The sequence below is a fragment of the Frankia sp. RB5 genome, assembly GCF_059816245.1.
The window spans coordinates 17,685-42,777 of sequence record NZ_JCBATA010000005.1 but is presented as its reverse complement, the minus strand read 5'-3'; the positions used below and the strand labels follow the sequence as shown (position 1 = coordinate 42,777).

Genomic DNA, 25,093 nt, shown 5'->3' with positions numbered 1-25,093 from the left:
TGATCAGTCGTGAGTCAGAACGATCTTTCCGAAGGCGGCGCCGGCCTCAAGGCGCTCGTGCGCGAGCGCCGCCTCCGCCAGCGGGAACGTGCGGTCGATGACCGGCGGCGCGACCTTGTGGTCGTCGAGAAAACGCAGGAGCCCGGCCATGTCGCGCAGGCTGCCCATCGTCGTGCCGATGAGTTCGTACTGCCCGAAGTAGAAGGGGCGGATCGGCAGGCTCGCCCGCTGTGCGGCGTTGGCGCCGAGCACCACGCACCGCCCCCCGGGCGCAAGGCAGCGCACCGACTCCTCCCACCGCCCGACGCTGTCGAGCACGAGGTCGAAGCCCGCGCCGCCGGGGGTCAACGCGCGTGCCGCCTCGACCCAGTCGGCCGCGCTGTGGTCCACACCGTCGGTCGCGCCCAGGTCCCGCGCGGCGTCGATCTTGTGCCTGGCCCCCGAGGTGACGATCACGCGTGCGCCGGTGGCAGTGGCCAGTGAGACGGCCGTCGTCGCGACCCCCCCACTGGCCCCGAGCACGAGCAGTGACTCCCCGGAGCGGAGGCGGCCCCGGCTGAACAGCGCCCGGAACGTCGTCACCCCGACCAGGGGCAGGGCGGCGGCCTCGGCCAGGCTCAGGCCACGCGGCCGGGGGACGGCGCACTCGGCGGGCACGCTCACCAGTTCGGCGTAGGTGCCGGGATGATGGTCGCCCAGGATCTCCCAGCCCGTACCTGGTGCGGCGTCGCCGCCGCCCCAGAACAGCGAGGGCAGCACGACGACCGCCTCGTTGGTGTCCACGCGCACCCCCGCCCCGTCCGCACCGGGAACGTGGGGGAGCGGCGACCGGTAGCGGCCCTGGCGCACCAGGACGTCATGCCAGTTGAGGGCGCTCGCCGCCAGTCGCACGGTGACCCAGCCGGCGCGCTCTGGTGGCGAGGGCACGTCCGCGGGCTGTAGTACCGGCGGCGAGCCATAGGACGTCATGACGACCGCGCGCACCGCTGCTCCTTGTCGATGAGGTGGCTTCCTGGCCCTGCTCTGTATCGGTCATACCATTGACGTTCAGTATAGTTTGAGCGCGGTCGGGCTGTGTCGAATCCGCCGGGTGTCGCGAGCCCGGTGCCGGCCTGTCGCCCGGCCTGACCTGGTGGATGGGCGGGTAGGCCCGCCGCGCGGGACGGCGCCGCGGCGCCGCGGGTCGGATCGCTGAGGGCGGTGGCTCGCTCGCGGACGGACAGGGGCGGTCGCCGCGCAAGGGGTAGAAAAGCCCCTCTTCCGGGTGATGGGTTCGGTGTGAGTCCACTCACATGATGGACGCAATCCACTTCGAGCCGGGCCGCCGCGATCAGACGGCGACCGCCCCTGACGCAGGGAGCGCCTCATGACCATCGCGGACAGCACGCTGATCGTCGACGTCCCGGAGGAGATCGCCAGGCTGGTCGCCCTCCCCGAGGGCCACCGGGAGGACGCGCCGCTGTTCGAGGCGTACCGGTGGCTGCGTGAGAACGCCCCGCTGGCGAAGGTGTCCGTCGAGGGTTACGAGCCGATCTGGCTCGTCACCAAGCACGCGGACATCATGGAGATCGAGCGGCAGCCGGCGATCTTCACCAGTGGCGGCGGCGAGGCTCCGGGCTCGCACAACCCGATCCTGCAGAACCAGGCTGGTGACGAGTTCACGAAATCGTTGACCGGTGGCAGCCTGCGGATCCTCGAGACCCTCACCTACCTCGACCCGCCCGAGCACACGATGGTCAAGGACATCGCCAACGAATGGTTCCGGCCGGTGTCGCTGAAGAAGTGGGAGGACCGCATCCGGGAGCTGGCCCGGCAGGCGATCGCCAAGCACCTGCGGCCCGGCTCGAACGACCTGGATCTGGTGGCCGGCTTCACCCTCGGCTACCCGCTGCACGTCATCATGACGCTCTTCGGCGTGCCGGCCGAGGACGAGCCGCGCATGATGGCGCTCACCCAGGAGTTCTTCGGCACCGCCGACCCCGAGGCCCAGCGCGCCGACACCGAGCCGCTCACGCCCGAGGCCGCGGCCCAGCAGTGGTCGGCCGCCATCCGCGACTTCTATGCCTACTTCGACACCTTCGTCGACGCCCGGCGCGCCGAACCCAGGGACGACCTCGCCTCGATCATCGCGAACGCCCGTACGCCCGACGGCGAGCTGTTCCCGAGGGAGGTCGCGTACGGCTGGTTCATCGCGATCTCGACAGCCGGTCACGACACGACGTCGAGCACCCTGTCCGGCATCCTCGAGGCGCTCGCGCAGCACCCCGAGCAGCTGGCCGCGGTGAAGGCGGACCTCTCGCTCATCCCCGACCTGGTGAACGAGGGCCTGCGCTGGGTGTCGCCGGTGAAGCACTTCGTCCGGCAGGCCAGCCAGGACTACGTGCTGCGGGGCCAGCAGATCACCGCGGGTGACCGTTTCATGCTCCTCTACCAGTCGGCCAACCGTGACACCGACGTGTTCGACGCTCCGGACGAGTTCCGCTTCGACCGCCGGCCCAACCGCCACATCGCCTTCGGCTACGGCCCCCACATGTGCATCGGTCAGCACCTGGCCAAGCTGGAGCTGCGGGTGATGCTGGAGGAGCTGCTGCCCCGGCTCGTGTCGATCGAGGTCACCGGCCCGCGCAAGGTCGTCCAGACGAACTTCGTCGGTGGGCTTCGCCGGCTTCCGGTGAGTCTGGAACTGGCGTGACCGATCGGGCTGGTACGGCCGGCCGGGTCGTCGTGGTCGGCGCCGGTCACGCGGGGGGCACGTTCGCGGCTCTGCTCTGCCAGGCGGGATTCTCCGGCGAGGTGGTGGTCTTCGGCGACGAACTGGACCCGCCCTACCACCGCCCGCCTCTCTCCAAGGAGTTCCTGAGCGGGCCGTTGGAGAAATGGCTGCGCGAGCCGGCCTTCTACGCGGAGCAGGGCGTCGCGCTGAGGCTGGGTGAGCGGGTCGTGCAGATCGATCGCGCGGCCGCGACGGTCACCTCGGAGAACGGACGGACCTGGTCCTACGACCATCTGGTGCTGGCCACCGGCGCGGCCTCCCGCTGGCTCGACGTGCCCGGCGCGGACCTCGACGGCGTCGGGATGCTGCGCTCGCTCGTCGACGCGCGGGTACTGCGCGACCGGGTCCGCGCAGCGGGATCGGTCGCGGTGGTCGGTGGCGGCTACATAGGGCTGGAGGTCGCGGCCGCGGTGCGGGGGAACGGCACCCCCGCCACCGTCATCGAGCGGGAGGACCGGATCCTGGCGCGCGTCGCCAGCGCCGAGCTGTCCGCGATCCTCGCGCGCTTCCACTCCGAGCGCGGCACAGCCGTGATGACCGACAGTGTGGTGCGACGGTTCGACGGGGAGGCCGGCCGGCTGCGTGCCGTCGTCGTCACCGGGCCCGACGGGGACGAGCGGCACGTGCCCTGCGACGTCGCGGTCGTCGGTGTCGGCGCGGTGCCGCGCGACAAGCTCGCCCGGTCCGCCAGGCTGACGTGCGACAACGGCATCGTCGTCGACGACGGGGCCCGCACGGACGACCCGAGGATCCTCGCGATCGGGGATGTCACCAGCCGGCCGGTCCGCGGCGTCACCGGCCGCATGCGCCTGGAGAGCATTCCCAGCGCGGTCGAGCAGGCCAGGCAGGCCGTCGCGACGGTGCTCGGCGGGCCGGCGGTCGAGCCGGAGGTCCCCTGGTTCTGGTCCGATCAGTTCGATCTCAAACTCAAGATCGCCGGCGTGCTGCGCGGGACGTTCGCGACCGTGGTGCGCGGCGATCCCGGCGCGGGGCGGTTCGCGCTGTTCCACCACCGCGAGGGCGTGCTGGTGGCTGTGGAGACCGCGAACGCGCCCGCCGACTTCATGGCCGGCCGTCGCCTGCTCACCGCCGGCCGGCCCGTCGACCCCGGCCGGCTCGCGGACCAACGGATCGGCCTGCGTGATCTCGTGACCGTCTGACCCGTCTGACCCGTCTGACCCGTCTGACCCGTCTGACCCGTCTGACCCGTCTGACCCGTCTGACCACTGCCTCCGCGCCCCCCTGACCTCGCGCCTGCGCGCCCCCGCAACCTCGCGCCCCCGCGACCTCGAACGACCAAGACCACCGCCTGAGGAGTAACCAACGTGCCGGCGATCACCTACGTCCTGCCGGACGGCACCGAGAAGACCATCGACGTCCCGATCGGTATGTCGATCATGGATGGCTCGGTTCGCAACAACCTGCCCGGCATCGTCGCCGAATGCGGAGGCGGATGTTCCTGCGCGACCTGCCACGTGCACGTCGACGCGCAGACCCGCGCGTTGTTCGACGAGCCCGCCGGGGAGGAGACCGATCTCCTCGAGTTCCTCGACGGTGCCGACGGGGACTCGCGCCTTTCGTGCCAGCTCATTGTCACCGGCGAGTGCGAGGGAATTCGCATCAACGTCGTCGACTCCAGCGCCTGAACCGGGCCCGCGGCGACGCGGCGGAGCCGAGGAAAAGAAGAGAAGACAAAGGGAGACGACAACCGATGAAGATAACCGCCGCTGTTCTCGACGAGCTGGGCGCGGATTTCAGCCTGCGGCCCCTGGAGCTGGCCGATCCCGCGCCCGGGGAGGTCCTCGTGGAGATCGTGGGCGTCGGGCTGTGTCACACCGACCTCGCTGTCCAGCACGGCCACCTGCCATTCCCGTTCCCGGCGGTCGTCGGTCACGAGGGCAGCGGCGTCGTGCGCGCGGTCGGCGCGGGCGTGACCAAGGTGGTGCTCGGTGATCCGGTCGCGCTCACCTTCAACAGCTGTGGCGCCTGCCCGGAGTGCCTGGCCGGTACGCCGGCGTACTGCGCGCGCTTCATGGAGGTGAACTTCGGCGGCGTGGGTGCCGACGGCGCGACCCGGCTGTACGACGGTGCGACCAGCGTGGGCAGCAACTTTTTCGGCCAGTCGTCGTTCGCCACCTACGCCCTGGCCCATGAGGCCAACGTGGTGAAGGTCCCTGACGGTGTCCCGCTGGAACTCGTCGGGCCGCTGGGCTGCGGCGTGCAGACCGGTGCGGGCGCGGTGCTGAACTCCCTGAACTGCCCCGCCGGTTCGTCACTCCTGGTCACCGGCGGCGGCTCGGTCGGGCTGTCCGCGGTCATGGCGGCCCGGGTCCGCGAGCTGTCGACGATCATCGTCGTCGAGCCCGTCGCCGCCCGCCGGGACCTCGCCCTCCTGCTGGGCGCGACGCACGTGATCGACCCGGCCGAGGGCGACATCGCCGGCCAGGTCCGCGCGATCATCCCCGGAGGGGTCAAGTTCGCCGTCGACACGACCGCGGCGGCCCCGGTGCTGGCCGCCGTGCTCGCCTCACTCGCCCAGCAGGGCGAGTTCGGCATGGTGGGCGTGCCGGCCGATCCCACCGCGGCGCTGACCGTCGGGCTCCTCGAGATGCAGGCCCGCGGCCTGCGGTTCCGCGGCATCGTCGAGGGCGACAGCAATCCGGATGTGTTCATCCCGCAGCTTGTCGAGTTGTTCAGGAGCGGCGAGTTCCCGCTCGACCGCCTGATCACCACGATGCCGTTCTCCCGGATCAACGAGGCCATCGCGGCCCAGGCCCGCGGCGACGCCGTGAAGATCGTTCTCACTCACGGGTAGTCGCCTGCGCGGCGACGGCGGCGACGACGGGACGGGGCCGGCGGCGACCTGATCGCGGCGCCGCGAGGATCCGGTGACCTCATCGAGCAAAGGAATGGACATGACCACGATCGAGTACGACAGCCTCTACATCGGTGGGCAGTGGGCGAACCCGGCGTCGACAGACCGCATCCAGGTCACGGAGGCGGCGACCGAGCGGCCCGCCGGCAGCGTGCCCGAGGCGGGCGAGCGCGACATCGACGCAGCCGTCGACGCGGCCCGCCGCGCGTTCGACGAGCCCGGCGGATGGAGCACCTGGGAGCCGGCTCGGCGCGGTGAGGTCCTGGAGCGCTTCGCCGCGGCGCTGGAGTCGCGGGGCGGTGAGACGGCCAGGCGGGTTTCGGTGCAGAACGGCATGCCGCTGTGGCTGGCGCAGAACTTCGAGGCCGGTTTCCCCGCCCTCCTGCTCCGGTACTACACCGGCCTGGTGGCGGACGGCCAGCGGGAGGTCCGCGCCGGCATGCTGGGCAAGAAGGCGCTGGTCCTGCGGGAGCCGATCGGGGTCGTCGCCGCGATCGTGCCGTGGAACGTGCCGCAGGCCATCACCTTCCTCAAGCTCGCCCCGGCGCTCGCCGCCGGCAACACCGTGGTCCTCAAGCCAGCTCCTGAGACGGTGCTGGACGCCTTCCTCATGGCCGAGGCGGCGATCGAGGCCGGGCTGCCCCCGGGTGTGCTGAACGTCGTCCCGGCCGGGCGCGAGGCGGGCGCGTACCTCGTCGCGCATCCCGGTGTCGACAAGGTGTCGTTCACCGGCTCCACCGCCGCCGGCCGAGCCATCGCCGAGACCTGTGGCCGGCTGCTGCGTCCGGTGACGCTGGAACTGGGCGGGAAGTCGGCCGCGGTGGTGCTCGACGACGCCGACCTGGGCTCCTCGCTGGAGTCGTTCTTCGCCGCCACTCTGCTCAACAACGGCCAGATCTGCTGGCTCGGCACCCGGGTGCTGGCGCCGCGGGCGCGCTACGGCGAGATCGTCGAGACCGTCACGGCGCTCGCCTCCTCCCTGACGATCGGCAACCCGCTCGACCCGGAGACGAAGGTCGGCCCGCTGGTGTCGCAGCGGCAGCGGGAGCGGGTGGAGTCCTACATCGCCAAGGGCCGGGCCGAGGGCGGCCGGGTCACGACCGGCGGCGGGCGCCCGGCGGGTCTCGACCGCGGCTGGTTCCTCGAGCCGACGATCTTCGCGGACGTCGACCCGAAAGCGACGATCGCCCAGGAGGAGATCTTCGGGCCAGTGCTCGCGGTGATCCCGTACACCGACGAGGACGAGGCCGTCGCCATCGCGAACGACTCCGACTTCGGACTCGGCGGCTCGGTCTGGACCAGTGACCCCGCGCGCGGCGCCGCGTTCGCCGGACGGGTCCGCTCCGGCACGGTCGGCGTCAACGGCTACGTCAACGACCCGTTCGTGCCATTCGGCGGTATCAAGGCGAGCGGCCTGGGACGCGAGCTGGGGCCGGAGGGGCTGGCGCCGTTCCAGGCGCTCAAGTCGATCTACCTCGACGAGGCCAACGACCCCGCCTGAGGGCTCCCCGCGCGGGCAGGACGAGCCCGTCGGCGGCCACCGACCGGGAGCGAGCGGCACGGCTGGCTTCCACGACCTTCATGAGGACGTCATGACCACCACGGAAAGATTACCCGAGGTCGCGATCCCGCCGTCCCCGCCTGGGCAGCGCACCGTCGGCTTACGCGTCCTGCTCGCCTGCCTGTGGTGCATTCCACCCGGCCTCGTGATCATCATTGCCGGGTGGGTGATGGCCGGCCTGATGCCGCCGCCACCGGCGCACGACACCCCGGCGGAAATCGCCGCCTACTACCGGGACAACACCACGATCATCCGGCTGGGCCTGCTGCTCATGCTGATCGGCTTCGCGGTGTGGGCGCCGCTGTTCGGCGTCATCACCCGCCAGATGCTGCGGGCCCGCCGCTCCCACCCTGTCCTGGCCTACATCCAGCTCGGCGCCGGCGCGACAACCTGGATCTTCCTCCTGTTGCCGTTCCTCATGCTGAGCGCGGCGGCCTTCCGCCCCGAGCGCAATCCGGAGATCACCCAGGCGCTGCACGACCTGGGATGGATCACGCTCTTCATGCCGCTGACGCCGTTCGTCGTGCAGAGCGTGGCGATCGCCGTGGCGACCCTGCTGGACGATCCGAAGAAGCCCCTCTTCCCCCGCTGGGTGGCCTACGTCAACATCATGGAGGCAATTTCCTTCCTTCCGGTCGGGCTGCTCACGTTCTTCAAGACCGGCCCGTTCGCCTACCACGGCGTGATGGTCTTCTGGGTTCCAATACTCGTCTACTTCGGCTGGATTCTGATCATGACGTATGTCTGCCACCGCTCGGTCATGAACGACGCCGCAGAGGCCGACGCCCGCGAGGCGGCACATGCGGGCTGAGGGCACGACGCTCGACGGGCGCGGGCGGGCGGCGACCACTGCCGGCGCCGGCCGCGGCCGCCGTAGCGGCCACATCCCGGGGGAGGCGGGCGTCTGGGTCCTCGTCCTCGGCGACATGATGGTCTTCGGCGTGCTGTTCGTGCTCTTCAGCCAGGCGCGTGCCGCGGACCCGGACGTCTTCGGCGCGTCACGGGAGACATTGAGCCTCCCGTTCGGCCTGCTGAACACTGTGCTGCTGCTGGGGAGCTCGTACTTCGTCGCCCGGGCCGTGCGTGCGCTGCGGGACCGCGACCTGGGTGGGGACGGCGGCGGCGGACGCCGGCCGGCGCTTTTCTTCCTGGCCGCTCTGGTCTGCGGCCTGGGATTCGCCGTGAACAAGGGCCTGGAATACGGCGACAAGCTCGCCCACGGAATCACGCCCGCCACCAACGACTTCTACCTGTACTACTACGTCCTCACCGGGATCCACGCGCTGCACCTCACCCTCGGGATGTGCGTTCTTGTGGTCCTCGTCCGCTACACCTGGAATCCGGCGCGCAAACCGAAGACCGCCGTCGTCGAGGGGTGCGCCTCCTACTGGCATCTGGTGGACGTCCTGTGGATAGTTCTCTTCCCGCTCCTTTATCTGGTGTGACGCCGGGGCGAGCGCCGGCCTCCGCCGCCCGTGCGGGCGATCGGGTGGTCTCGCTCGTGGTGGTCGCTCTCATCCTCGTGACCGGCCTGTCCACGTGGCTGGCCGAGGACCTGGCCGGCGACGGCGCGGGCCGGACGACGCTCATCATGACGATCGTCGCCGTCAAGCTGAGCATGGTCGGGCTTTTCTTCATGGAACTCAGAGACGCGCCGCGGCCCCTGGTCCTGTTGTTCCACGGCTGGATCGTCGCGGTCTGGGCACTGATCATCGGATTCCATCTCGTGGGGTAGCACCCGTCCGCGCGTCGGCTCCCGTTGCCGGGGGCCACGGGAGCCGACGCGCGGACGGGAACTCGACGATCACGAACCGACCTGGCGGCCTCCGGTGGGCCGGCCGCGCACCGAGGCGTCGGCCGCCGCCGATCGGGGTCGCGCAGCGTTCCGGCGGCGGCTCGACGGCCAGGTCCGGAGACCGATCCAGGCCTGGTTACTATGATGTCCGATAATAGGAAGGCAGAAGTGATGGTAGCGTGGGGACTCGGTTCGCCATAGGCCATGGGGGCCGTCCGTGTGACGCGGGCATCGTCGTGACGCGGGCATCGTCGTGGTCTGGCGGTCGACGGCAAGCGCCGCGACCATCGCTGTCCGCGTTGTGATGAGTACGCAACGGAAGGAAAGTGATGGTGGGGAGTGGTGTGGTGCCTGCGGGTCGCAAGGGGGCGCGGCTCAGTGGGCTTGGCGCGTATCGGCCGTCTCGTAGCCTCACGAGTGAGGAGCTCGGCCGTCGCTTCGGCCGGTCGGCCGAGTGGATCGAGATCCGCACCGGCTTCGTTTCGCGGTGGACGGCGGAGAAGCATGAGACGGTCGCTGTCATGGCCACCGCCGCTGCGGGCGAGGCGCTGCTGGACAGCCAGCTCCAGGCACAGGACGTTGACCTTGTCATAGTCGCCAGTTGCAGTAACGACCCGCGGGCGGGCGGGGTTGCGGCTCAGGTGGCGCAATCGCTCGGGGCCTCCCGAGCTGGAGCCATGGATCTCAACGCCGCCTGCGCCGGCTTCTGCTATGCGACTGCCGTCGCCGCCGACGCTGTCCGTGCGGGGTCCGCGCGCCATGTCCTGGTAGTCGCATCGGAGAGGATGACTGACCTTGTTGATCCAGACGATCTCGGTACGTCGATAATCTTCGGAGACGGTGCCGGCGCGGTGGTTGTCGGACCTGGTGACTCGTCCGCGATCGGGCCGGTCGCCTGGGGGCATGACGGCGAAAAAGCATCCTTCATCAAAATTGACGAAACTTCAAAATTCCTGCGGATGAATGGGCAGGCGGTCTTCCGTTGGGCCACCAGCGCCGTGCATCCTGTCGCTCGCTCGGCCTGTGAGCGCGCGGGTATCGCGCTGGATGATCTGGCGGCGGTGATCCCGCATCAGGCCAACCTTCGGATTGTCGACCAGATCGCGGCAAAGATCGGGGCCGGGCGAGCTGTGGTCGCGCGCGAAGGGGTCACGAGTGGGAACACGTCCGCCGCGTCGATCCCATTGGCCCTGCACTCCCTGCGGCGGCGGGGGGCTGTCGGGTCTGGCGATCACGCGCTTCTGATCGGGTTCGGTGCCGGCCTGAGTCTGGCTGCCCTGGTGGTCCAGGTGCCCTGAGTCCTGGCCTGTCCCTGTCCGCGCGGCCGGCATCACCATCCGGGTGAACCCGCTGGTCTGATCGGCCGCGGTTCGATTCGATGCGGCGCGGCGGTGGCGCCTGCTCCCGCGGCCGCCCGACTTCGCTGGCTTCAGTCTCTAGGACGCCCTACTATCTGGCTACCAACGAAATCCCCTGGCTGTCTCGTCGTCGTTCTGGGAGCGTGCCGCATGTCCGCAGTCACCGTGGCGAGCGAGGAGCGGCCTGCTCTACACGCACCCGTCTGTCCAGTTCGTGTCGTGACCGCGGCCGCGCTGTTCGACGGCCACGATGCGGCGATCAACATCATGCGGCGGATCCTTCAGGCTCAGGGGGCCGAGGTGATCCACCTGGGCCACGACCGTCGAGTCGACGAGATCGTGAGCGCGGCTATCCAGGAGGACGCGCAGGCGGTGGCGCTGTCCTCTTATCAGGGTGGGCACGTCGAGTACTTCACGTACCTGGTGGAGCGGCTGCGTGCCCGCGGCGCCGGGCACATCCGGGTCTACGGCGGTGGCGGCGGCGTCATCGTGCCGGAGGAGATCGAACTTCTCCACTCCCGTGGGGTCGCGCGGATCTTCTCCCCGGAGGACGGTCGACAGCTCGGGCTCGGTCTCATGGTCAACACCATCCTCCGGGAGAACGACGTCGATCTCACGGCGGCCACGCCGACGGTGGCGGCGCTGAGCGCCGGGGACGAGGCGACGCTGGCCAGAGCGATCACGGTCCTGGAAGCCGCACGGGACGACGACTTCGCCGCGGCTGTGCGGTCGGCGGCCGAACGTGATCGCCATGTTCCCGTCCTGGGCATCACGGGCACCGGCGGGTCGGGAAAGTCGTCGCTCACTGACGAGGTGCTGCGGCGGTTTCGCCTGGACCAGGGTGATGCGCCGCGCATCGCGGTGCTCGCGATCGATCCCACCCGACGGCGTGGCGGCGGGGCGCTGCTCGGCGACCGCATCAGGATGAACGCGCTCGCGACGACGCCTGACGAAACGATCGTGGGCCAGGAAGCTGATCCTGACGCCGGCGCGTGGGAGATCCGTCCACAGACCTTCTTTCGCTCGCTCGCGACCCGCAAGGCGGGAGGGGAGCTGCCGGAGCGGCTTGCGGACATCATCGCGGCGTGCAAGGTGGCGGGTTACGACCTGGTGATCGTCGAGACGCCGGGTATCGGTCAGGGTGACGCCGGCATCGTGCCGTTCTGCGACGTCTCGATGTATGTCATGACGCCGGAATACGGCGCCGCTTCCCAGCTCGAGAAGATCGACATGCTGGATTTCGCCGATGTCGTGGCGGTCAACAAGTTCGAGCGCCGGGGCGCTGAGGACGCGCGCCGGGACGTCGCTCGCCAGTTGCTGCGCAACCGGGAGGACTTCAGCGCCAGCTGGGAGGACCTGCCGGTGTTCGGCACGTCCGCGGCAAGGTTCAACGACGACGGGGTGACGGCTCTCTATCTGTTCCTGCGCGGCCTGCTCCAGGACCGTGGGCTGCGGCTCGAGCCCGGTCGCCTGGCGCAGGTGGACGTCCGTGCGTCCACCGGTCTGACGACGGTCGTGCCACCGGCCCGAGCGCGGTACCTGGCGGAGATCACCGAGGCTGTGCGCGGCTACCACGCGCACACCGAGGACCAGGCCCGGATCGCGCGGCGCCGCCAACATCTGGCGACCGCCATCGCCGAGCTCGAGGCGTCGACCGTCAGCTCGCCCTCCACCGCAGCCACCCCCCGCACCCCCGCCGGGTCTGCCGGTGGAACCTCGGATGGGGCCGCGACCGGGGGTGGGGCCGCGACCGCGGATGGGGCCGCCGGCGGGCTGCGGGACATCTGGCGCGCCGCTGACGCCGCGCTGGACGCCGAGACGCGTGAGCTGATCGAGTCCTGGCCGGCGCTGCGGGCCGAGCGGACCGGCGAGGAGATGGTGTACTCGGTTCGGGGCAGGGAGATCCGCACGCCGCTGGTGCGCACCACGCTCTCGGGCACGTCGGTGCCCCGGGTGGCGCTTCCGGACATCGATGATCACGCGCGACTCGTGCGGTTCCGCCGACGGGAGAACCTGCCGGGCCTGTTCCCGTTCACCGCGGGTGTCTTCCCCTTCAAGCGGGTCGGTGAGGCCCCTGCCCGGATGTTCGCCGGCGAGGGTGATCCGTTCCGTACGAACCGGCGGTTCCATCTGCTTTCCGCCGAGTCGACGGCTACCCGGCTCAGCACGGCGTTCGATTCCGTGACGCTGTACGGGCGGGACCCGGGTCCCCGTCCCGACGTGTACGGCAAGATCGGCACTTCGGGTGTGTCGGTCGCGACCCTGGATGACATGAAGGCGCTTTTCGCCGGATTCGATCTCTGCGCGCCGACGACGAGTGTCTCGATGACCATCAACGGCCCGGCGCCGACAATCCTGGCGATGTTCCTCAACACGGCTGTCGACCAGCGGCTCGAGGTCTTCCGCGCGGAACACGGGCGGGAGCCGGTCGCGGCCGAAGCGGCCGAGATCGCCGCGTGGGCGCTGGCGAACGTGCGGGGCACCGTGCAGGCGGACATCCTCAAGGAGGACCAGGGACAGAACACCTGTATCTTCTCGACCGAGTTCGCGCTGCGCTGCATGGCGGACATGCAGGAATGGTTCATCGACAACCGGGTGCGCAACTTCTACTCGGTGTCGATCTCCGGCTACCACATCGCCGAGGCCGGGGCGAACCCGATCAGCCAGCTCGCGTTCACGCTCGCCAACGGCTTCACCTACGTCGAGGCATACCTCGCCCGCGGCATGAACATCGACGACTTCGCCCCGAACCTGTCGTTCTTCTTCTCGAACGGCATGGATGCCGAGTACAGCGTGATCGGCCGGGTCGCGCGGCGGATCTGGGCGGTGACGATGCGCGAGCGCTACGGGGCGTCGGAACGTTCCCAGAAACTCAAGTACCACGTGCAGACCTCGGGCCGCTCCCTGCACGCGCGGGAGATGAACTTCAACGATATTCGGACGACCCTGCAGGCACTGTGCGCGATCTACGACAACTGCAACAGTCTGCACACCAATGCCTATGACGAGGCCGTGACCACGCCCACCGAGCAGTCGGTCCGCCGCGCGCTGGCGATTCAGATGATCATAGATCAGGAGTGGGGCCTCGCCGGCAACGAGAACCCGTTGCAGGGCTCCTATGTGATCGACGAGCTCACCGACCTGGTGGAGGAGGCCGTTCTCATCGAATTCGAGCGGATCTCGGAACGCGGCGGTGTTCTCGGCGCGATGGAGACCGGATACCAGCGCGGGCGGATCCAGGACGAGTCGATGCTCTACGAACGGCGCAAGCACGACGGGTCGCTACCGATCATCGGCGTCAACACCTTCCTCGGGCCGGATGCCGACGAGAAGGACTCATCCGCGCTCGAGCTCGCCCGGGCCACCGAGGAGGAGAAACAGTCACAGCTGCGCCGGCTCGCCGAGTTCGGCGCACGCAACGCGGACGCGGCGCCGGCGGCACTCGACAGGCTGCGCAAGGCCGCAGCGTCGGGCGGCAACACGTTCGCGGCGTTGATGGACGCTGTGCGCGTGTGCTCGCTCGGTCAGATCAGTACGGCGTTCTTCGAGGTCGGTGGGCAGTACCGGCGAAGCATCTGACGGCTTCGACGCCGGAGCTGACGCTCAGGCGGTTTCGCGTTCTGCGTCAGCTCGGCCGACTGGAGCTGGCTGGTTTCGCCGTCACTTCGTTGTTGCGGTGTCCTGATCCTCGGCTGGCTGGTGTGGAGTTTTCAGGGTGTGCGGGCTGGCGGCGCGGGACAGATCGAGTACGGCTGCCAGTGCGGTGGGGCCGAGTATGAGGAGGAATCCGCCGCCGGCGTAGTCGGCCTCCCATCCCCACGTGTAATACCGCGTCGCCTTGATGATGGGCATCAGCGACCAGGCTGTGCCGACGACGAAGGCCGCGACGGTCCAGCCGGGTCGCCGCACGCTGATCACAGTCGCGACTGTGATGCCGAGAATGACCGTGGCCGGCAGGATCGCCTGAATGGTGTCGACCGGCCCCTCCGGTCCGCGGTAGGCGGTGGACGGATTGGCGTAATACGCGTAGCCGTCAGGGCGGACAAGGAGGCAGCTGTAGCCCTCGGCTACTGCAAGGAACAGGACGAACAGCGCCGCGGCGGTGAGCAGGCCGCGGCGGTGGAGCTTCGTCGGTGTCCCCGCCAACGCCATCCCCGCCAGCAGGAACAGCACGAGGAGCAGATAGAGCGGTGGCCGCTCGATATCGGTGAGCGCGGCCACTAGCACAGCAGCGCAGACCGCGAGGCATGTGAGCCCCAGCAGCGAGCGAGCGGCGCGCCGCGCGCCGAGCAACGCGGCGACGAAGGCGGCCACCGGCAGCGGGTAGATCGCGGCGCCGACGGTGAGGAACGGGCCGAAGGCCAGACCGCCCCCAGCCAGATCTCCCGCATAGGCCGGCCACGGATCCGGCAGCACCTCCGCGACGACGAACAGGTCAGACGACAGCGCGGCCAGGGACGCCAACGCCAGAATCGCGATCCGTTGTCGCACCACCACGGGCACCAGGCCCAGCGACGCGCCGAGCCGAGCCGAGCAGCCAGGCCATGGGCGACCAGGTCGGCGATGTCCGCTGGGCTCGGCCTGGTCCGGCCGGCCGCGTCGGCCAGGTCCAGCAAGGTGGCGACGACCTCGTCGCCGTGATCCCGCCGCCAGCGAGGCGGATAGCACCGCAGCAGTCGGCGGTAGGCGACTTCGAGCCGGGACGGCGTCATGCCGGCGCCGCCCCCAGGCCCCGGCGGGAACGGAGCCGGCGCTCGGCCGCGGCGGCGTTCGACCGAAGCCGGTCAACCTGAGCTGCGAGGACGTCGGCACCCGTATCGGTGAGGTCGTAGTACCGGCGGAGCCGGCCGTCGACCACCTCCTCGCCGCTCGGGCGCACCAGGCCCTCCCCGGTCAGTCGGTCGAGCGCGGCATACAGCGTCCCTGCTCGTAGCGTCACCCGGCCCTCGGAGATCGCGGCGATGTCGTGGATCAGCGCGTACCCGTGTTTGGCTCCGTCGGCGAGCGCGGCCAGCACCAGGAAGGTGGGCTCACGCATCTCGTCGATACCCATACGGTCAGTATATACAGATGATCTGCTGGTGAATCAGCTCCGTCGATTCCGAGTGCCGCGCGGGGTCCCGCTCGCCGCCGGAGACAGGGCCGGCCAGTGGTCAACCTGGTACGACAGGGCGATCGCGTATGCCCTCTACCTCAAGGAACGTGACGCTGGAGCCCCGCCCAGACCGCACGCACCACGGCGGCGGCGGCCCATGCGTCGTCGCCCCGCCAGGAGCCGGACCGGCGGGGTTGTCGAGCACCTGCGCACGGGAGTCCCAAACCGCGGTGACCCGCGCATCATCTGGCTGCGGATCGGCACCAATGACATCTACCGCTGAGCGCGTCCGCGACTGCGGCGAGACCAGATTTGGCCACCATCGGTTCGGAGTTGGCCTCGTGGCACGACCGCGAGACGCCATATGCCCCTGAGTCCTAACACCTAAGGGGGTGCGTGGCAGGGGTCCACGTCGCTGCGGAAGGCTGGCCCCGGCACGAACCGAACCGATCTCTGTGACCCCCAAGGAGCGCACCCTTGACCGACACGAACACCTACGTGTACGTCGACGCTGACACCCGCGAGGTCCGCATCGTCCGTGGTGAGGCCGACAAGGTGGGCGCCATCGTCGGCCGCCTCGACCCGATCTACCCCACTCCGGACAGCTTCGCCGCCGATGAGGCGGCCGGTTTCGCCGCTCTCGGCGAGGCCGCCGACAAGCTGCTCTCGACCCTCGAAGTCCGCCACGTCAGCGACTGGAGCCCTGTCGGTCAGGGCCTGTACGCCGTGGTCGAGGAGACCGTGCCGGTGCCGACGGCCGGCTGACCCGCCGGAGACCCCGAGCGCCCCGGCCTGGATACCAGGTCGGGGACGTCCCCTCGCCGGAACCCCACGTCCTGTCCGTGGTCTCCCTGGTGGACTTCCCCGCTTCGGGTGAAGATCATGGTTGGCATGTCCCACGCACGGCCGTTCGGCAACAGACGCGCGGGGCGGCCTCACGGCGCTGACCGTGCCAGCGGCGCAGCCGCCGTTCGCCGGCGAAGGCGAAGGCTATCGGGGTTCGTCGTAGGGGAGGCTGTCCGCGAGCTGGGCGAAGTAGCGCTGTTGGGCCCACGCCTGACGGTCGCCTACGACGTAGACCCGCCGTTTCGCGCGGCTGAGCGCCACATTGAACAGGTTCGGCCGGCTGGCGGCCCAGCGCTTCGCGCCGGGACGGTCCGGCGCCCCGCCCAGCACCATGATGACGATGTCCGCCTGCTTTCCCTGGGCGGTGTGCACGGTTCCGGCGACCAGGCCGGGATAGCGCTCCGCGTACGGGCGTAGGGCGAGGGCGATGTCCCGGAACGGCGCGATCACCATCACCTCGGAGAACGGAACGTTGAGCCGGGCGAGCGCGCCCAGGATCTGTTCCAGCCGCCGTCCCTCCTCCGGAACCCAGTGGCCGTGAGCCTCGGTGGCGCGCACATCGATCCACTTCGACGCGGGCAGGTGAGGATAGCGCCGCGTGAAGCGATCGGCGGCGTCCGACCCCGTCGCATCGATCATGAGTCCGTCGTAGACGAGCTCGTTGACCAGGTCGAACATCGGCTGGTCGCATCGACGATGCACAACCAGCGGCGATCCGACCCAGACCGGTCCCTCCTCGTCCGGCAGCCATGTGCCGAGTGGGTTGAGCCGGTCCGCCAGGCGTTGCACGGAGGTGCGGGCGGGCACCCATTCCTCGTCGACGCCGTGTGCCTGCCGCAGCATCTGCTGGATGCGCAACGGCAGGGATGACACCGGCTCCAGCTGCAGCGGATCACCCACGGCTATCACGTTGCGCGCACGCCACAGCGCGCCCGCCGCGATCTGCGGGGTTGCCTGCCCGGCCTCGTCGATGAGAAGCCAGCCAAGGGTCTGCGGCCCGAGCTGGGGAAAGACGCGGCCGACGGAGGCGAAGGTCGTTGACACGACCGGCACGACGAAGAACAGGCTGCGCCAGGCCTCGATGGCGTCCTCGGACCGTAGCTCGCCCGGCGCGGTGCCACCGACGACGTCCATCGCGGCCTGCAGGTTCTGGCGCATCTGGGTGGGCACGTGGCGCAGGAACTGCTTGTGCAGGCGCAGCGCGGCGAACAGCAGCTCGCTGCGGGCCTGGTTCCACCGCGGATCGGTCCACGGCGCGGCCCGTTCCCGGCGGGTGCGCGCCGTCCACCACTGCGCGTCCGGGACGACGTCGCCGAGCTGGGCACGGACCCGGTCGACCTCGCCGGTCAGTTCCGTGAGCAGCATCGCGCGGCGGCGGGCGTGCTCGTCGGCCCGGGCCGAGATGTCGGCGGCGTCGGCGGCGGCGTCGGTCAGGTGACGGGACGATCGCCGCGCCGCGTCGACGGCCCGCTCGGCGGCGGCCACCTGATCAGCGAGCTCCGCGTCGCGGTCCCGCCACTGCCGTACCGTCGCGCGGGAGAACAACCGGTCCAGCAGGCCCGGGCGGAACTGCCGGTGCTCGACGCGGACCGCCACCAGCCGGGCCCGTTCCTGCTGCCACTGGTCCAGCAGCGACGCGGCCTGGTCTGCGTCGGCCCGTGCCCGTGCGCCCGCGGCGCGGGCGTCGTGCGCGGCGGCCGTGGCGGCAGGCAGCTCCTGCTCGGCCTGGTCGCGCCGGCCGAGCAGGACGAATGCCTGCTCCCTGTCCGCGCCGAGGGAGGTGACCGCCTCGTACGCCTGCCGGAACCGGGCGGTCTCGGCCTGCCAGCTGGTGGGCGGCGACCCCTTTTCGTAGCTTTTGAGCGTCGCCAGCAGTCCTGCCCCGTCGCTGTCGGCGGAGGCGCCCTGGGTGCCGTACCAGCAGTCGCTGACGAAACGCGTGCGGTTGCGCTTGTTGCCCAGTCGGGCGGCGACCAGGCCCCAGGCGGCCTCGGTCTCGCCCGCGGCGACCTCGGGGTCCGCGTCGACGTCCGTGTCGGTCTCGGTCTCGCCGCCGGCGCGGGCGGCGCCGCCTGGCACCGGCACCGGCATGGGCGTGGGTGTGGGCGTGCGGGTCTGCGGGCGGGCGCCGAGGAGCCTCGCGGCAACAGCGGGAAAGTAGTCGAGTGCGGTGGCCTCGGCGCTCCATCCGTCGCCGATCGCGTCACGGGCGGGAATCTCGTTCGTGATGTTCTCCACCGCGCCGTTGTTCGCCGACGCGACCACGATTTCGAAGCCGGTCAGCGACGGCGCCCAGACGTGCGCGACGCGGGTGTACTCGCCGGTCTTCCACCGACGCTTCTCACCGCTGAACGCGTCGGCCGGGGCTGTCAGCGCGGCGAGGCGGTGTGCACGTTCGACGACGAGGGCAGCCACGATGTCGCGGAGCATGGTGGTCTTGCCCGTTCCCGGCGGTCCGTTCACGGCGAAGATGCCGCCATCGCCGTCCACCATGTCCAGAATGCTGTTGACGGCGAGCTGCTGGCTCAGCGCCAGCGGATGCTCCGGAGGACTCGGCCACCGCCCTGCCGGTACCCGGGCCGGGCGGGTGGCGTCGAGGACGACATCGAGCCGTTCCCGGACGTCGAGGCGCCGACCGATGTCGAGCGCCGCGTTCGGCCGCAGATACGACCCGAGCGCCCCCGTGGGTCGGGTAGCGCCCGCGGCGCGCGCGACCCGGCGCAGATCCGCCAGGACGAAGCTGTTCAGGAAGTCGTGGGTGTCCGCCGCGCTGGCCGACTCCGCGGTGCGGGTGGAGACCAGGGTGCTCGCCACCCGGATCTCGGTGCAGGGGAACAGATCGCCGGCGCCGGTTGCCGCGGCGACGGCGTCGCGGCAGTTCCGCAGGCCGTCCAGCGTGATCGGCGGAGGAAGGCGATCACCCGCGATGCCATCCTCGACGCAGGCGGTGACGTCGCCGCGGCGGCAGGCGGCACAGGTCTGTTCGTGTTCCAGGAACGGCAGCAGCACCCGGAGGAACTCGTCGGAGAATCCCGCCGTTGCGGCGTCGAAGTCCGCCGCCCAGTCCGGTGAGGCGGAGCGTCGCGTGACCGCCTGCGCGGTCGACCAGGCGCAGCAGGACAGCGTCAGAGTGTCCGGCTGCGGCCGTCCGATGCCGGAGACGATGAACGCGGCAAGCGCACTCTCCCCGGCCGGTCGGGCATCGTAGGAATCATCCTCTGCCCCGTAGACCTCGGCGAGGCGGTCGTGCACGGCCTCGAGAGCGAAGACGCCGAGGTACACGACATGTCGCCACACCTGGTCAGGAGGCCTGCGCACCCGCGCCAGCTCGTGGCGTGGGTCCCACGGCAGCAGCTGATCGGGCGCAGGTCGGTAGACCCGCCGCCGCCGGTCGACGGCCTGTACCGGCGGCGGACTGAACATTTCCACGGACGTCCAGAACCGCAGGATCGCCGCCGGATCCGTCTCCGTCGTCGCCACCCCCCCACCCGCACGCCGGCACTCGCGCTTGCCGTGACCATGTGCTGCCCGCCAACTGTACTGATTCCAGTACATAAGGCAGTCGGCGATTGACCGTGTGGCGACGACCTGAACGCACCACGTGCACAGGATCGCGTGAGGCAGCGAGCTGCGGCCGCTTCACATCCCGTCCCCGACCGGGCGCCGGCGGCCCTGGTCGTACTCGCCCTGCCAGCGAGGCCGGTGCGGTAGGCGAAGACGACTGCCTGGTCATGTGCCCTGCCGGAAACGAAGCTGTCGGCACGCAGTGTCGGAAGACCTGGGCGCCGGGCGGAAACGGCACGTCGCCAGCTCCGCGATCAGGGGCAGAAACTCGCGCGGAACTCGGTGGGGGTCCGGCCGGTCAGGTCGCGGAACGCGGTGTTGAACGCCGACAGCGAGGTGTACCCCGAAGCGAAGGCGATGTTCGTGACTGATAGCTCGCTGTCGGTGAGCTCCTCGATCGCGTGCAGCACCCGCAGGCGGCGCAGGACCGCTCGCCAGGTCAGGCCGGTCTCCGCCTCGAAACGTCGCGCCAGCGAGCGCGGTACGAGACCCACCTCGCGTGCCACGTCCTCGAAGCGGATATCGGTGGCGAGGCGCTGCTCGGTGATGTGCAGTGCCCGCCGAAGCTCGGGTGAGCGTCCCGCGGGAACGACGCACGGGCTCGGCCGCTCGGCGAGTCGCCAGCAGACCGCGGCGAGCGCGGCGAACAGCGTTGCGGCGTAGGTCGGCAGTGCTTCGCCGTCCTCATCCCAGGCGCGGCACTCGGCCACCAGCGCACGAGCGAGCGGACTGAGGTCGAACACCGTCAGCGGCGCCGGCGGCCGCGGGGCGAAGTCCGGGTCGAACAGGACGGAGGCGGTCGTGACGGGACGCGGGATGCTCACCCGAATCGGCCGATGGGCCTCGATCAGCGCCGCGCGCGCCGGTGGAAGCAGCCACACCTGCCCCTGCGCCTCCAGCCGGAGGACGCCCGCGGAGGCGCAGAGCAGGTAGTGACGGTCGACGCAGAGCTCGCGGGCCGGTTCCGGCGGGAAGCTCCGGACGAAGCTGAACGCCCTACGCGTCATCGGCAGGCCCTACGCGTCATCGGCAGGCTCGCACCGGCCGATTGTAGGAACCGGCAACCGGATCTCTCAGCCGACCGTCTCCAGCAGGTCGGCGTGAAAGCGGCGGCTGACCGGGGCGTCGGTCATGAGCGGCCGCAGCGCCTTCCCGGAGCGCTCGAAAACCGCCGACGCGAGGTACCCCTCGAAGGACACCTGGTCCTCCCACTCGTGGACAACCGTGATCCGGGTGTCGTTCTCGCGGGCCGCGTACACGCGGAAGGCGACGTTGCCCGGCATGGCGAGCACCTCGTCGCGCTCCCCGTCCAGCGTGGCGAGGGCGGCCGGGCGATCGGCCGCGGTGGTGCTGACGTCAAGGACGGCGATGAACATCGATGCCTCCAGGAGGGAGCCGGCGGCTGCCGGCGGCTGCCTCGATGCTCCAACCGGACCCGGCTGCGGCGCCTCCGCCAGTCGGACACCTTCACGCTCCGGTCGGACAGCACCGCCCGATCCGGCTGAAACGCTGGTCGGCGCCCCCATGGTCGTGCTCGACTCCGGTGCCCGGGATGGGCCCGGCACGATGCGAGCGGGATCCGCGGTGGCGGTCTCGACGCGCATCGCCCATCATGTCACTCATGGAGATCGTATGAGTTCTATGGGTAGTCACCCCGATGGCGGTGATCATCCAGTTCCGCCGGCGCCGGCGGGTCATGGCAACCGGTGACACGAGGGCCTGGAGCCGGGAGATCAGGAGTCGACAGCCGAAGCGTCGAAGATCGACGCCTGGAGGTGCACATGATGGTCAGACGGACTGTGGTGCCGGTACTCGCCCTGCTCCTCGCCGTGTTCGGCAGCGCGGCGCTCGTTCTCGCGCCCGCGGCCCAGGCTCGCGGGCTGACACGCGCGGCGGGCGTGCATGCCGGTGTCGGGCATGCCGGCGTCGCCTACGGCACTCGTGGCGTCTACCGGTCCGGCACGGTGGTGTATGGCTCGTCGCAGGGGACCACCTCGTCGGACGGGTCGACATCGAGTCCCACGCCGCCGGCCTCCGGGACGAGCGAGTCCGGCACGAGCGGGTACGCGGCCGGTGGCGTGGTGGTACATCGGTCCGGCGCCGTGGTGCATCAGACGGGTGTGGCTCGTGCCGGCCGCGGCGTCGGGGTGCGCCGCTGACGCGGTCGGCCTGGCGGACGGGTAGCCCGAGGTGGGCCCTCCTCCGCGCCGCCCGCGGGTCAGGGGGCGTGGTCGTGTTGGGGGCGCAGGGCGTCGAGGATGAGGCGCCGGAAGAGCAGGCGGCTGTCCTCGTCCTGCCGTCCCGTCTCGGCCAGGCGCTGGGCGCAGCCGGTGATCAGTGTCCGCAGGTCCTCGGTGTTGACGTCGCTGCGCAGCGCGTTCGCCGCCTGGGCTCGGGTCACGATCTGCTCGAAGGCGGTGATGAGGTCGGCGATCTGCGGGTCCGCGCTGGTCACGCTTCTGGTTCGCAGCATGTCGTGGGCCAGTCTGTTCAGCACGATCTGGTCGAACCAGGCGGCGATGAGCTCACGGAACGCCGCCGCGGCGTCGGGATTGTCCAACGCCGAGCGCGTCATGTTGACGAACCACCGCAGCTGGTGGGTGATGACCGCGGCCACCAGGTCGTCTCGGCTGGGGAAGTTGCGGTAGACGGTGGCCTTGCCGACACCGGCGCGGTCGGCGACGTCGGGCACCGTCGTGGCCAGGCCGAGCTCGGCGAACACCTCGACGGCGGCCCGCACGACGCGCTCGTGGTTACGCCGTGCGTCCGACCTGCGGGTCTCCGAGGTCGTCATCCGCCCATTGCAGCACATCGGCGGACGGCGGGTCGCCGCATGACCCGCGCCCGCGCTCGCCTCGCGGCGGGCACGGACGCGGGTTCCTCGTGCGTACTCGTGTACGGGTGTCTCGTGTTACCTGGTGGCGCTTGCGACCCGCGTGGTCGCCGATCGTGCCGCGCCCACCTCGTCGCTGTCCCGCGCTGCCGGTCGGGAATCGGCCGAGGCGGCCGGGGCGCCAGCGCCGGTCCGGGAGCGGGGCAGGCCCAGTGCGCTGAGGCCGGCGACCACCGCGATGACGGCGCAGAAGAGGAAGGCGATCTGGTAGGCGTCGGCCGTCGGGATGCCGGTGACGGGATCCACCTGGGAGACGAGGATGCTCGCGCAGATCTGCGATCCCAGCGACGAGCCGATCGAACGCAGCAGCGTGTTCACACCGGTGGCCTCGCCGGTCCGGTCGGCCGCCACCGCGTCGATGACGAGGTTGGGAATCGCCGCGAACACCAGGCCGATCCCGGCGAACGCGACCACGCCCATCAGGACCAGGGCGAGCCGCGAGTCGGGCACCGTGGCCAGCAGGGCGAGGCCGGCCGCCGTGACCAGGCTGCCGGTGAGTACCGCGATGCGTCCGCCCCACCGTCCGGCGATGACGCCGGCCAGCGGTGCGGTCACCAGCATCGCGAGGGAGCCGGGCACCATCAGCAGGCCGGCGGTCGTCGCGTCGGTGCCGAACCCGTAACCCGTCGTCTTCGGGGTCTGGGCTAGTTGCGGGATGAGCAGGAAGGCGCCGAACATGCCGAACCCGACGAGGACCGTGGAGATGTTGGTGATCAGTACCGGGCGCTGCGCGAGCATGGTCATGTTGATGAGCGGCTCGGCCTGACGCCGTTCGAAGGCGACGAGCGCGCCGAGCACGGCGACGCCGGCGACGATCAGGCCCAGGGTCGTGGCGCTCGTCCATCCCCACGTCTTCGCCTGGCTGATGCCGACCAGCGGCAGGGCGACGCCGACGCCCAGCAGCAGGGTGCCGACGAGGTCGATGCGGCCGGGCACCCGGTTCGGCGACTCGGGAACCAGCAGCTGGGCGCTGAGGGCGGCGAGCGCGGCCATCGCCGCGCCGGACCAGAAGATCCAGTGATAGGTCGCGTGGTCCACGAGCAGTCCACCGAGGACGAGTCCGAGGCCGCCGCCGATCCCGAGCATCGCCGAGATCAGCCCGATGGAGGCCGGTCGCCGATGCGGCGGGAACTCGTCGCGGATGATGCCGAAGCACAGCGGGATCACGCCGCCACCCGCGCCCTGCAGGATCCGGCCGGCGATCACGACCCAGAGCTGTCCGGCCAGCGCCGCGACCACCCCACCGAGCGCGAACACGGCCAGGGACACGACGAGCATGCGACGTTTGCCGACCATGTCGCCGAGCCGGCCGATGATCGGCGTCAGGATGGCCGCGGCAACCAGGTAGCCGCTCATCGTCCAGGTGACGTCGCCGACGGAGGCACGCAGCTCGCGGGCCAGCACGGGGATCGCCGGCACGACCGTCGTCTGCGCGAGCGCGAACGCCATGCTCGCGAGGAGAAGGACGGCCAGGGTGCGGCCAGGATTCGGGCGCGGAGGGGCAGTGCTCATGACACTCCGTGGGGTGACTCGGCGGCCTCCGGTGCCGGACGCCGTCGACGGGACGGGAGGGGAACCCTGGTCCGACAGGAAACGGACCAACTGAGTCCACATGTTAGATGGACTCTGGTAGTCCGTTTAGGGGGTTGGCCTCATGCGGCCGATGACGTGCCTCACACGGGCATACGGCTTGGGGTGCACGGGCGGGCGTGATCGGCGGCCGTGACCATGGCCGGGCGAGGGCCGCGGGGCATGATGATGTAGACCTTGGGAGTGCGCGTCCGGGGGACGACAGCCCGGAGTGCATGGCCGTGCGGCGAGGCCTCGCCGCCGGGACACGCAGCGCTGGAGGTAGAAACGTGGATCCGCGCGACGTTGTGCAGCTCGCCCTTCCGGCCGACAGCGCCTACCTCACCGTGCTGCGCACCGCGACGGCGTCGCTCGCCGCCCGGCTGGACTTCACCCTCGACGACATCGAGGACCTGCGGATCGCCGTGGACGAGGCGTCCGCGCTGCTGCTCGTCGCCGCCGTTCCCGACTCCGCGCTGGAGTGTGCGTTCACGTTGTTGCCCGGCGCCATGCGGGTCGCCGTGTCGGTGATGAGCATCGACGGTGAGCCGCCGTCGAAGGACACCTTCTCGTGGACCGTCCTGAGCGCGCTTGCGAGCGAGGTCTCCAGCTCCACCGGGCCCGGCCGCCAGGTGACGATCGAGCTGGCGAAATGGCGGGGCGACCGGCCGGACCCGGGCGAGCAGCCGTCCACCAGGATCTGCTGAGCGGAACGGAGAGCCGTCGAGCCTGGCGTTCGGGATCAGCCGGGGAACGCCCGGGTC

21 protein-coding genes are annotated in these 25,093 nt (G+C 70.5%); 13 read left to right on the top strand and 8 right to left on the bottom strand.

All coding sequences use genetic code 11. From position 1 onward, the window contains the following. Positions 1 to 3 precede the first annotated feature (3 nt). Positions 4 to 984: a quinone oxidoreductase family protein gene (locus tag AC6EXY_RS03760; RefSeq protein WP_101831506.1), complete on the bottom strand. Its 981-nt coding sequence runs from the start codon at positions 982 to 984 to the stop codon at positions 4 to 6. A 382-nt stretch (positions 985 to 1,366) separates the two neighbouring features. Here AC6EXY_RS03760 and AC6EXY_RS03755 point away from each other — a divergent pair, with 382 nt between their 5' ends. The 10 genes from AC6EXY_RS03755 (at position 1,367) to AC6EXY_RS03710 (ending at position 13,941) form a co-directional block, all read left to right on the top strand. Next, positions 1,367 to 2,692 (top strand): cytochrome P450, encoded by a 1,326-nt coding sequence (locus AC6EXY_RS03755; RefSeq protein WP_101831507.1) that lies wholly within the window; start codon positions 1,367 to 1,369, stop codon positions 2,690 to 2,692. Next, the gene (locus AC6EXY_RS03750; protein WP_101831508.1) at positions 2,689 to 3,933 is read left to right on the top strand and encodes an NAD(P)/FAD-dependent oxidoreductase; all 1,245 of its coding nucleotides are present in this window, start codon (positions 2,689 to 2,691) and stop codon (positions 3,931 to 3,933) included. Before AC6EXY_RS03755 ends, AC6EXY_RS03750 begins: the two co-directional genes overlap by 4 nt. 165 nt (positions 3,934 to 4,098) lie before the next feature. Continuing rightward, positions 4,099 to 4,419, top strand: a complete 321-nt coding sequence (locus AC6EXY_RS03745) for a 2Fe-2S iron-sulfur cluster-binding protein (RefSeq protein WP_101831509.1) — start codon at positions 4,099 to 4,101, stop codon at positions 4,417 to 4,419. A 65-nt stretch (positions 4,420 to 4,484) separates the two neighbouring features. Further along, entirely contained in the window at positions 4,485 to 5,588 is a 1,104-nt protein-coding gene (locus AC6EXY_RS03740) for an NAD(P)-dependent alcohol dehydrogenase (RefSeq protein WP_101831510.1), read from the top strand. A 100-nt stretch (positions 5,589 to 5,688) separates the two neighbouring features. Further along, entirely contained in the window at positions 5,689 to 7,149 is a 1,461-nt protein-coding gene (locus AC6EXY_RS03735; protein WP_101831552.1) for an aldehyde dehydrogenase, read from the top strand. A 91-nt stretch (positions 7,150 to 7,240) separates the two neighbouring features. Further along, positions 7,241 to 8,020 carry a hypothetical protein gene (locus AC6EXY_RS03730; RefSeq protein ID WP_499816628.1) on the top strand — a complete coding sequence of 260 codons (780 nt, stop codon included), beginning with the start codon at positions 7,241 to 7,243 and terminating at the stop codon, positions 8,018 to 8,020. Then, positions 8,010 to 8,654, top strand: coding sequence for a cytochrome c oxidase subunit 3 (locus AC6EXY_RS03725; RefSeq protein ID WP_101831512.1), 645 nt, complete (start codon positions 8,010 to 8,012; stop codon positions 8,652 to 8,654). Before AC6EXY_RS03730 ends, AC6EXY_RS03725 begins: the two co-directional genes overlap by 11 nt. Before the next feature lie 56 nt (positions 8,655 to 8,710). After that, complete coding sequence (locus tag AC6EXY_RS03720; RefSeq protein WP_499816629.1) at positions 8,711 to 8,944, top strand: cytochrome C oxidase subunit IV family protein; 234 nt, start codon at positions 8,711 to 8,713, stop codon at positions 8,942 to 8,944. Positions 8,945 to 9,333: 389 nt separating this feature from the next. Continuing rightward, entirely contained in the window at positions 9,334 to 10,302 is a 969-nt protein-coding gene (locus tag AC6EXY_RS03715) for a beta-ketoacyl-ACP synthase 3 (protein WP_101831514.1), read from the top strand. A 210-nt stretch (positions 10,303 to 10,512) separates the two neighbouring features. Continuing rightward, a complete protein-coding gene (locus AC6EXY_RS03710) occupies positions 10,513 to 13,941 on the top strand; it encodes a methylmalonyl-CoA mutase family protein (RefSeq protein WP_499816650.1) in 3,429 nt (1,142 codons plus the stop codon). Positions 13,942 to 14,022: 81 nt separating this feature from the next. On the opposite strand, the gene AC6EXY_RS03705 is transcribed toward AC6EXY_RS03710, so the two are convergent. Both AC6EXY_RS03705 and AC6EXY_RS03700 read right to left on the bottom strand, forming a co-directional pair. Next, positions 14,023 to 14,865 (bottom strand): hypothetical protein, encoded by an 843-nt coding sequence (locus AC6EXY_RS03705; RefSeq protein ID WP_499816631.1) that lies wholly within the window; start codon positions 14,863 to 14,865, stop codon positions 14,023 to 14,025. 205 nt (positions 14,866 to 15,070) lie between these two features. Beyond that, on the bottom strand, positions 15,071 to 15,415 hold the full coding sequence (locus tag AC6EXY_RS03700) for a PadR family transcriptional regulator (protein ID WP_499816632.1): 345 nt from the start codon (positions 15,413 to 15,415) through the stop codon (positions 15,071 to 15,073). Positions 15,416 to 15,934: 519 nt separating this feature from the next. Here AC6EXY_RS03700 and AC6EXY_RS03695 point away from each other — a divergent pair. Continuing rightward, positions 15,935 to 16,222, top strand: coding sequence for a hypothetical protein (locus AC6EXY_RS03695; protein WP_101831518.1), 288 nt, complete (start codon positions 15,935 to 15,937; stop codon positions 16,220 to 16,222). Positions 16,223 to 16,447: 225 nt separating this feature from the next. On the opposite strand, the gene AC6EXY_RS03690 is transcribed toward AC6EXY_RS03695, so the two are convergent. The 3 genes from AC6EXY_RS03690 to AC6EXY_RS03680 all read right to left on the bottom strand — a co-directional run bounded on the left by AC6EXY_RS03690 (position 16,448) and on the right by AC6EXY_RS03680 (position 21,243). Then, positions 16,448 to 19,783 (bottom strand): DEAD/DEAH box helicase, encoded by a 3,336-nt coding sequence (locus tag AC6EXY_RS03690; protein WP_101831519.1) that lies wholly within the window; start codon positions 19,781 to 19,783, stop codon positions 16,448 to 16,450. Between the two features lie 338 nt (positions 19,784 to 20,121). After that, a complete protein-coding gene (locus tag AC6EXY_RS03685) occupies positions 20,122 to 20,874 on the bottom strand; it encodes an AraC family transcriptional regulator (protein WP_101831520.1) in 753 nt (250 codons plus the stop codon). A 66-nt stretch (positions 20,875 to 20,940) separates the two neighbouring features. Beyond that, entirely contained in the window at positions 20,941 to 21,243 is a 303-nt protein-coding gene (locus tag AC6EXY_RS03680) for a putative quinol monooxygenase (protein WP_101831521.1), read from the bottom strand. Positions 21,244 to 21,651: 408 nt separating this feature from the next. On the opposite strand from AC6EXY_RS03680, the gene AC6EXY_RS03675 reads away from it, so the two are divergent. Next, entirely contained in the window at positions 21,652 to 22,026 is a 375-nt protein-coding gene (locus AC6EXY_RS03675) for a hypothetical protein (protein WP_499816634.1), read from the top strand. A gap of 59 nt (positions 22,027 to 22,085) precedes the next feature. Here the strand turns inward: AC6EXY_RS03675 and AC6EXY_RS03670 are convergent, their stop codons facing one another. Both AC6EXY_RS03670 and AC6EXY_RS03665 read right to left on the bottom strand, forming a co-directional pair. After that, positions 22,086 to 22,661, bottom strand: a complete 576-nt coding sequence (locus AC6EXY_RS03670) for a TetR/AcrR family transcriptional regulator (RefSeq protein ID WP_243407444.1) — start codon at positions 22,659 to 22,661, stop codon at positions 22,086 to 22,088. A gap of 117 nt (positions 22,662 to 22,778) precedes the next feature. Continuing rightward, on the bottom strand, positions 22,779 to 24,272 hold the full coding sequence (locus tag AC6EXY_RS03665) for an MFS transporter (protein WP_499816635.1): 1,494 nt from the start codon (positions 24,270 to 24,272) through the stop codon (positions 22,779 to 22,781). A gap of 347 nt (positions 24,273 to 24,619) precedes the next feature. On the opposite strand from AC6EXY_RS03665, the gene AC6EXY_RS03660 reads away from it, so the two are divergent. After that, on the top strand, positions 24,620 to 25,036 hold the full coding sequence (locus AC6EXY_RS03660) for an anti-sigma factor (RefSeq protein WP_243407445.1): 417 nt from the start codon (positions 24,620 to 24,622) through the stop codon (positions 25,034 to 25,036). The last annotated feature ends 57 nt before the right edge of the window (positions 25,037 to 25,093 follow it).

Bases quoted from the DNA above. Each gene is read 5' to 3' on its own strand.
- AC6EXY_RS03675 (WP_499816634.1), top strand. From the start codon at position 21,652: ATGGTCAGACGGACTGTGGTGCCGGTACTCGCCCTGCTCCTCGCCGTG.
- AC6EXY_RS03710 (WP_499816650.1), top strand. From the start codon at position 10,513: ATGTCCGCAGTCACCGTGGCGAGCGAGGAGCGGCCTGCTCTACACGCA.
- AC6EXY_RS03665 (WP_499816635.1), bottom strand. From the start codon at position 24,272: ATGAGCACTGCCCCTCCGCGCCCGAATCCTGGCCGCACCCTGGCCGTC.
- AC6EXY_RS03680 (WP_101831521.1), bottom strand. From the start codon at position 21,243: ATGTTCATCGCCGTCCTTGACGTCAGCACCACCGCGGCCGATCGCCCG.
- AC6EXY_RS03700 (WP_499816632.1), bottom strand. From the start codon at position 15,415: ATGGGTATCGACGAGATGCGTGAGCCCACCTTCCTGGTGCTGGCCGCG.
- AC6EXY_RS03755 (WP_101831507.1), top strand. From the start codon at position 1,367: ATGACCATCGCGGACAGCACGCTGATCGTCGACGTCCCGGAGGAGATC.
- AC6EXY_RS03685 (WP_101831520.1), bottom strand. From the start codon at position 20,874: ATGACGCGTAGGGCGTTCAGCTTCGTCCGGAGCTTCCCGCCGGAACCG.
- AC6EXY_RS03725 (WP_101831512.1), top strand. From the start codon at position 8,010: ATGCGGGCTGAGGGCACGACGCTCGACGGGCGCGGGCGGGCGGCGACC.
- AC6EXY_RS03715 (WP_101831514.1), top strand. From the start codon at position 9,334: ATGGTGGGGAGTGGTGTGGTGCCTGCGGGTCGCAAGGGGGCGCGGCTC.
- AC6EXY_RS03730 (WP_499816628.1), top strand. From the start codon at position 7,241: ATGACCACCACGGAAAGATTACCCGAGGTCGCGATCCCGCCGTCCCCG.
- AC6EXY_RS03735 (WP_101831552.1), top strand. From the start codon at position 5,689: ATGACCACGATCGAGTACGACAGCCTCTACATCGGTGGGCAGTGGGCG.
- AC6EXY_RS03670 (WP_243407444.1), bottom strand. From the start codon at position 22,661: ATGACGACCTCGGAGACCCGCAGGTCGGACGCACGGCGTAACCACGAG.
- AC6EXY_RS03740 (WP_101831510.1), top strand. From the start codon at position 4,485: ATGAAGATAACCGCCGCTGTTCTCGACGAGCTGGGCGCGGATTTCAGC.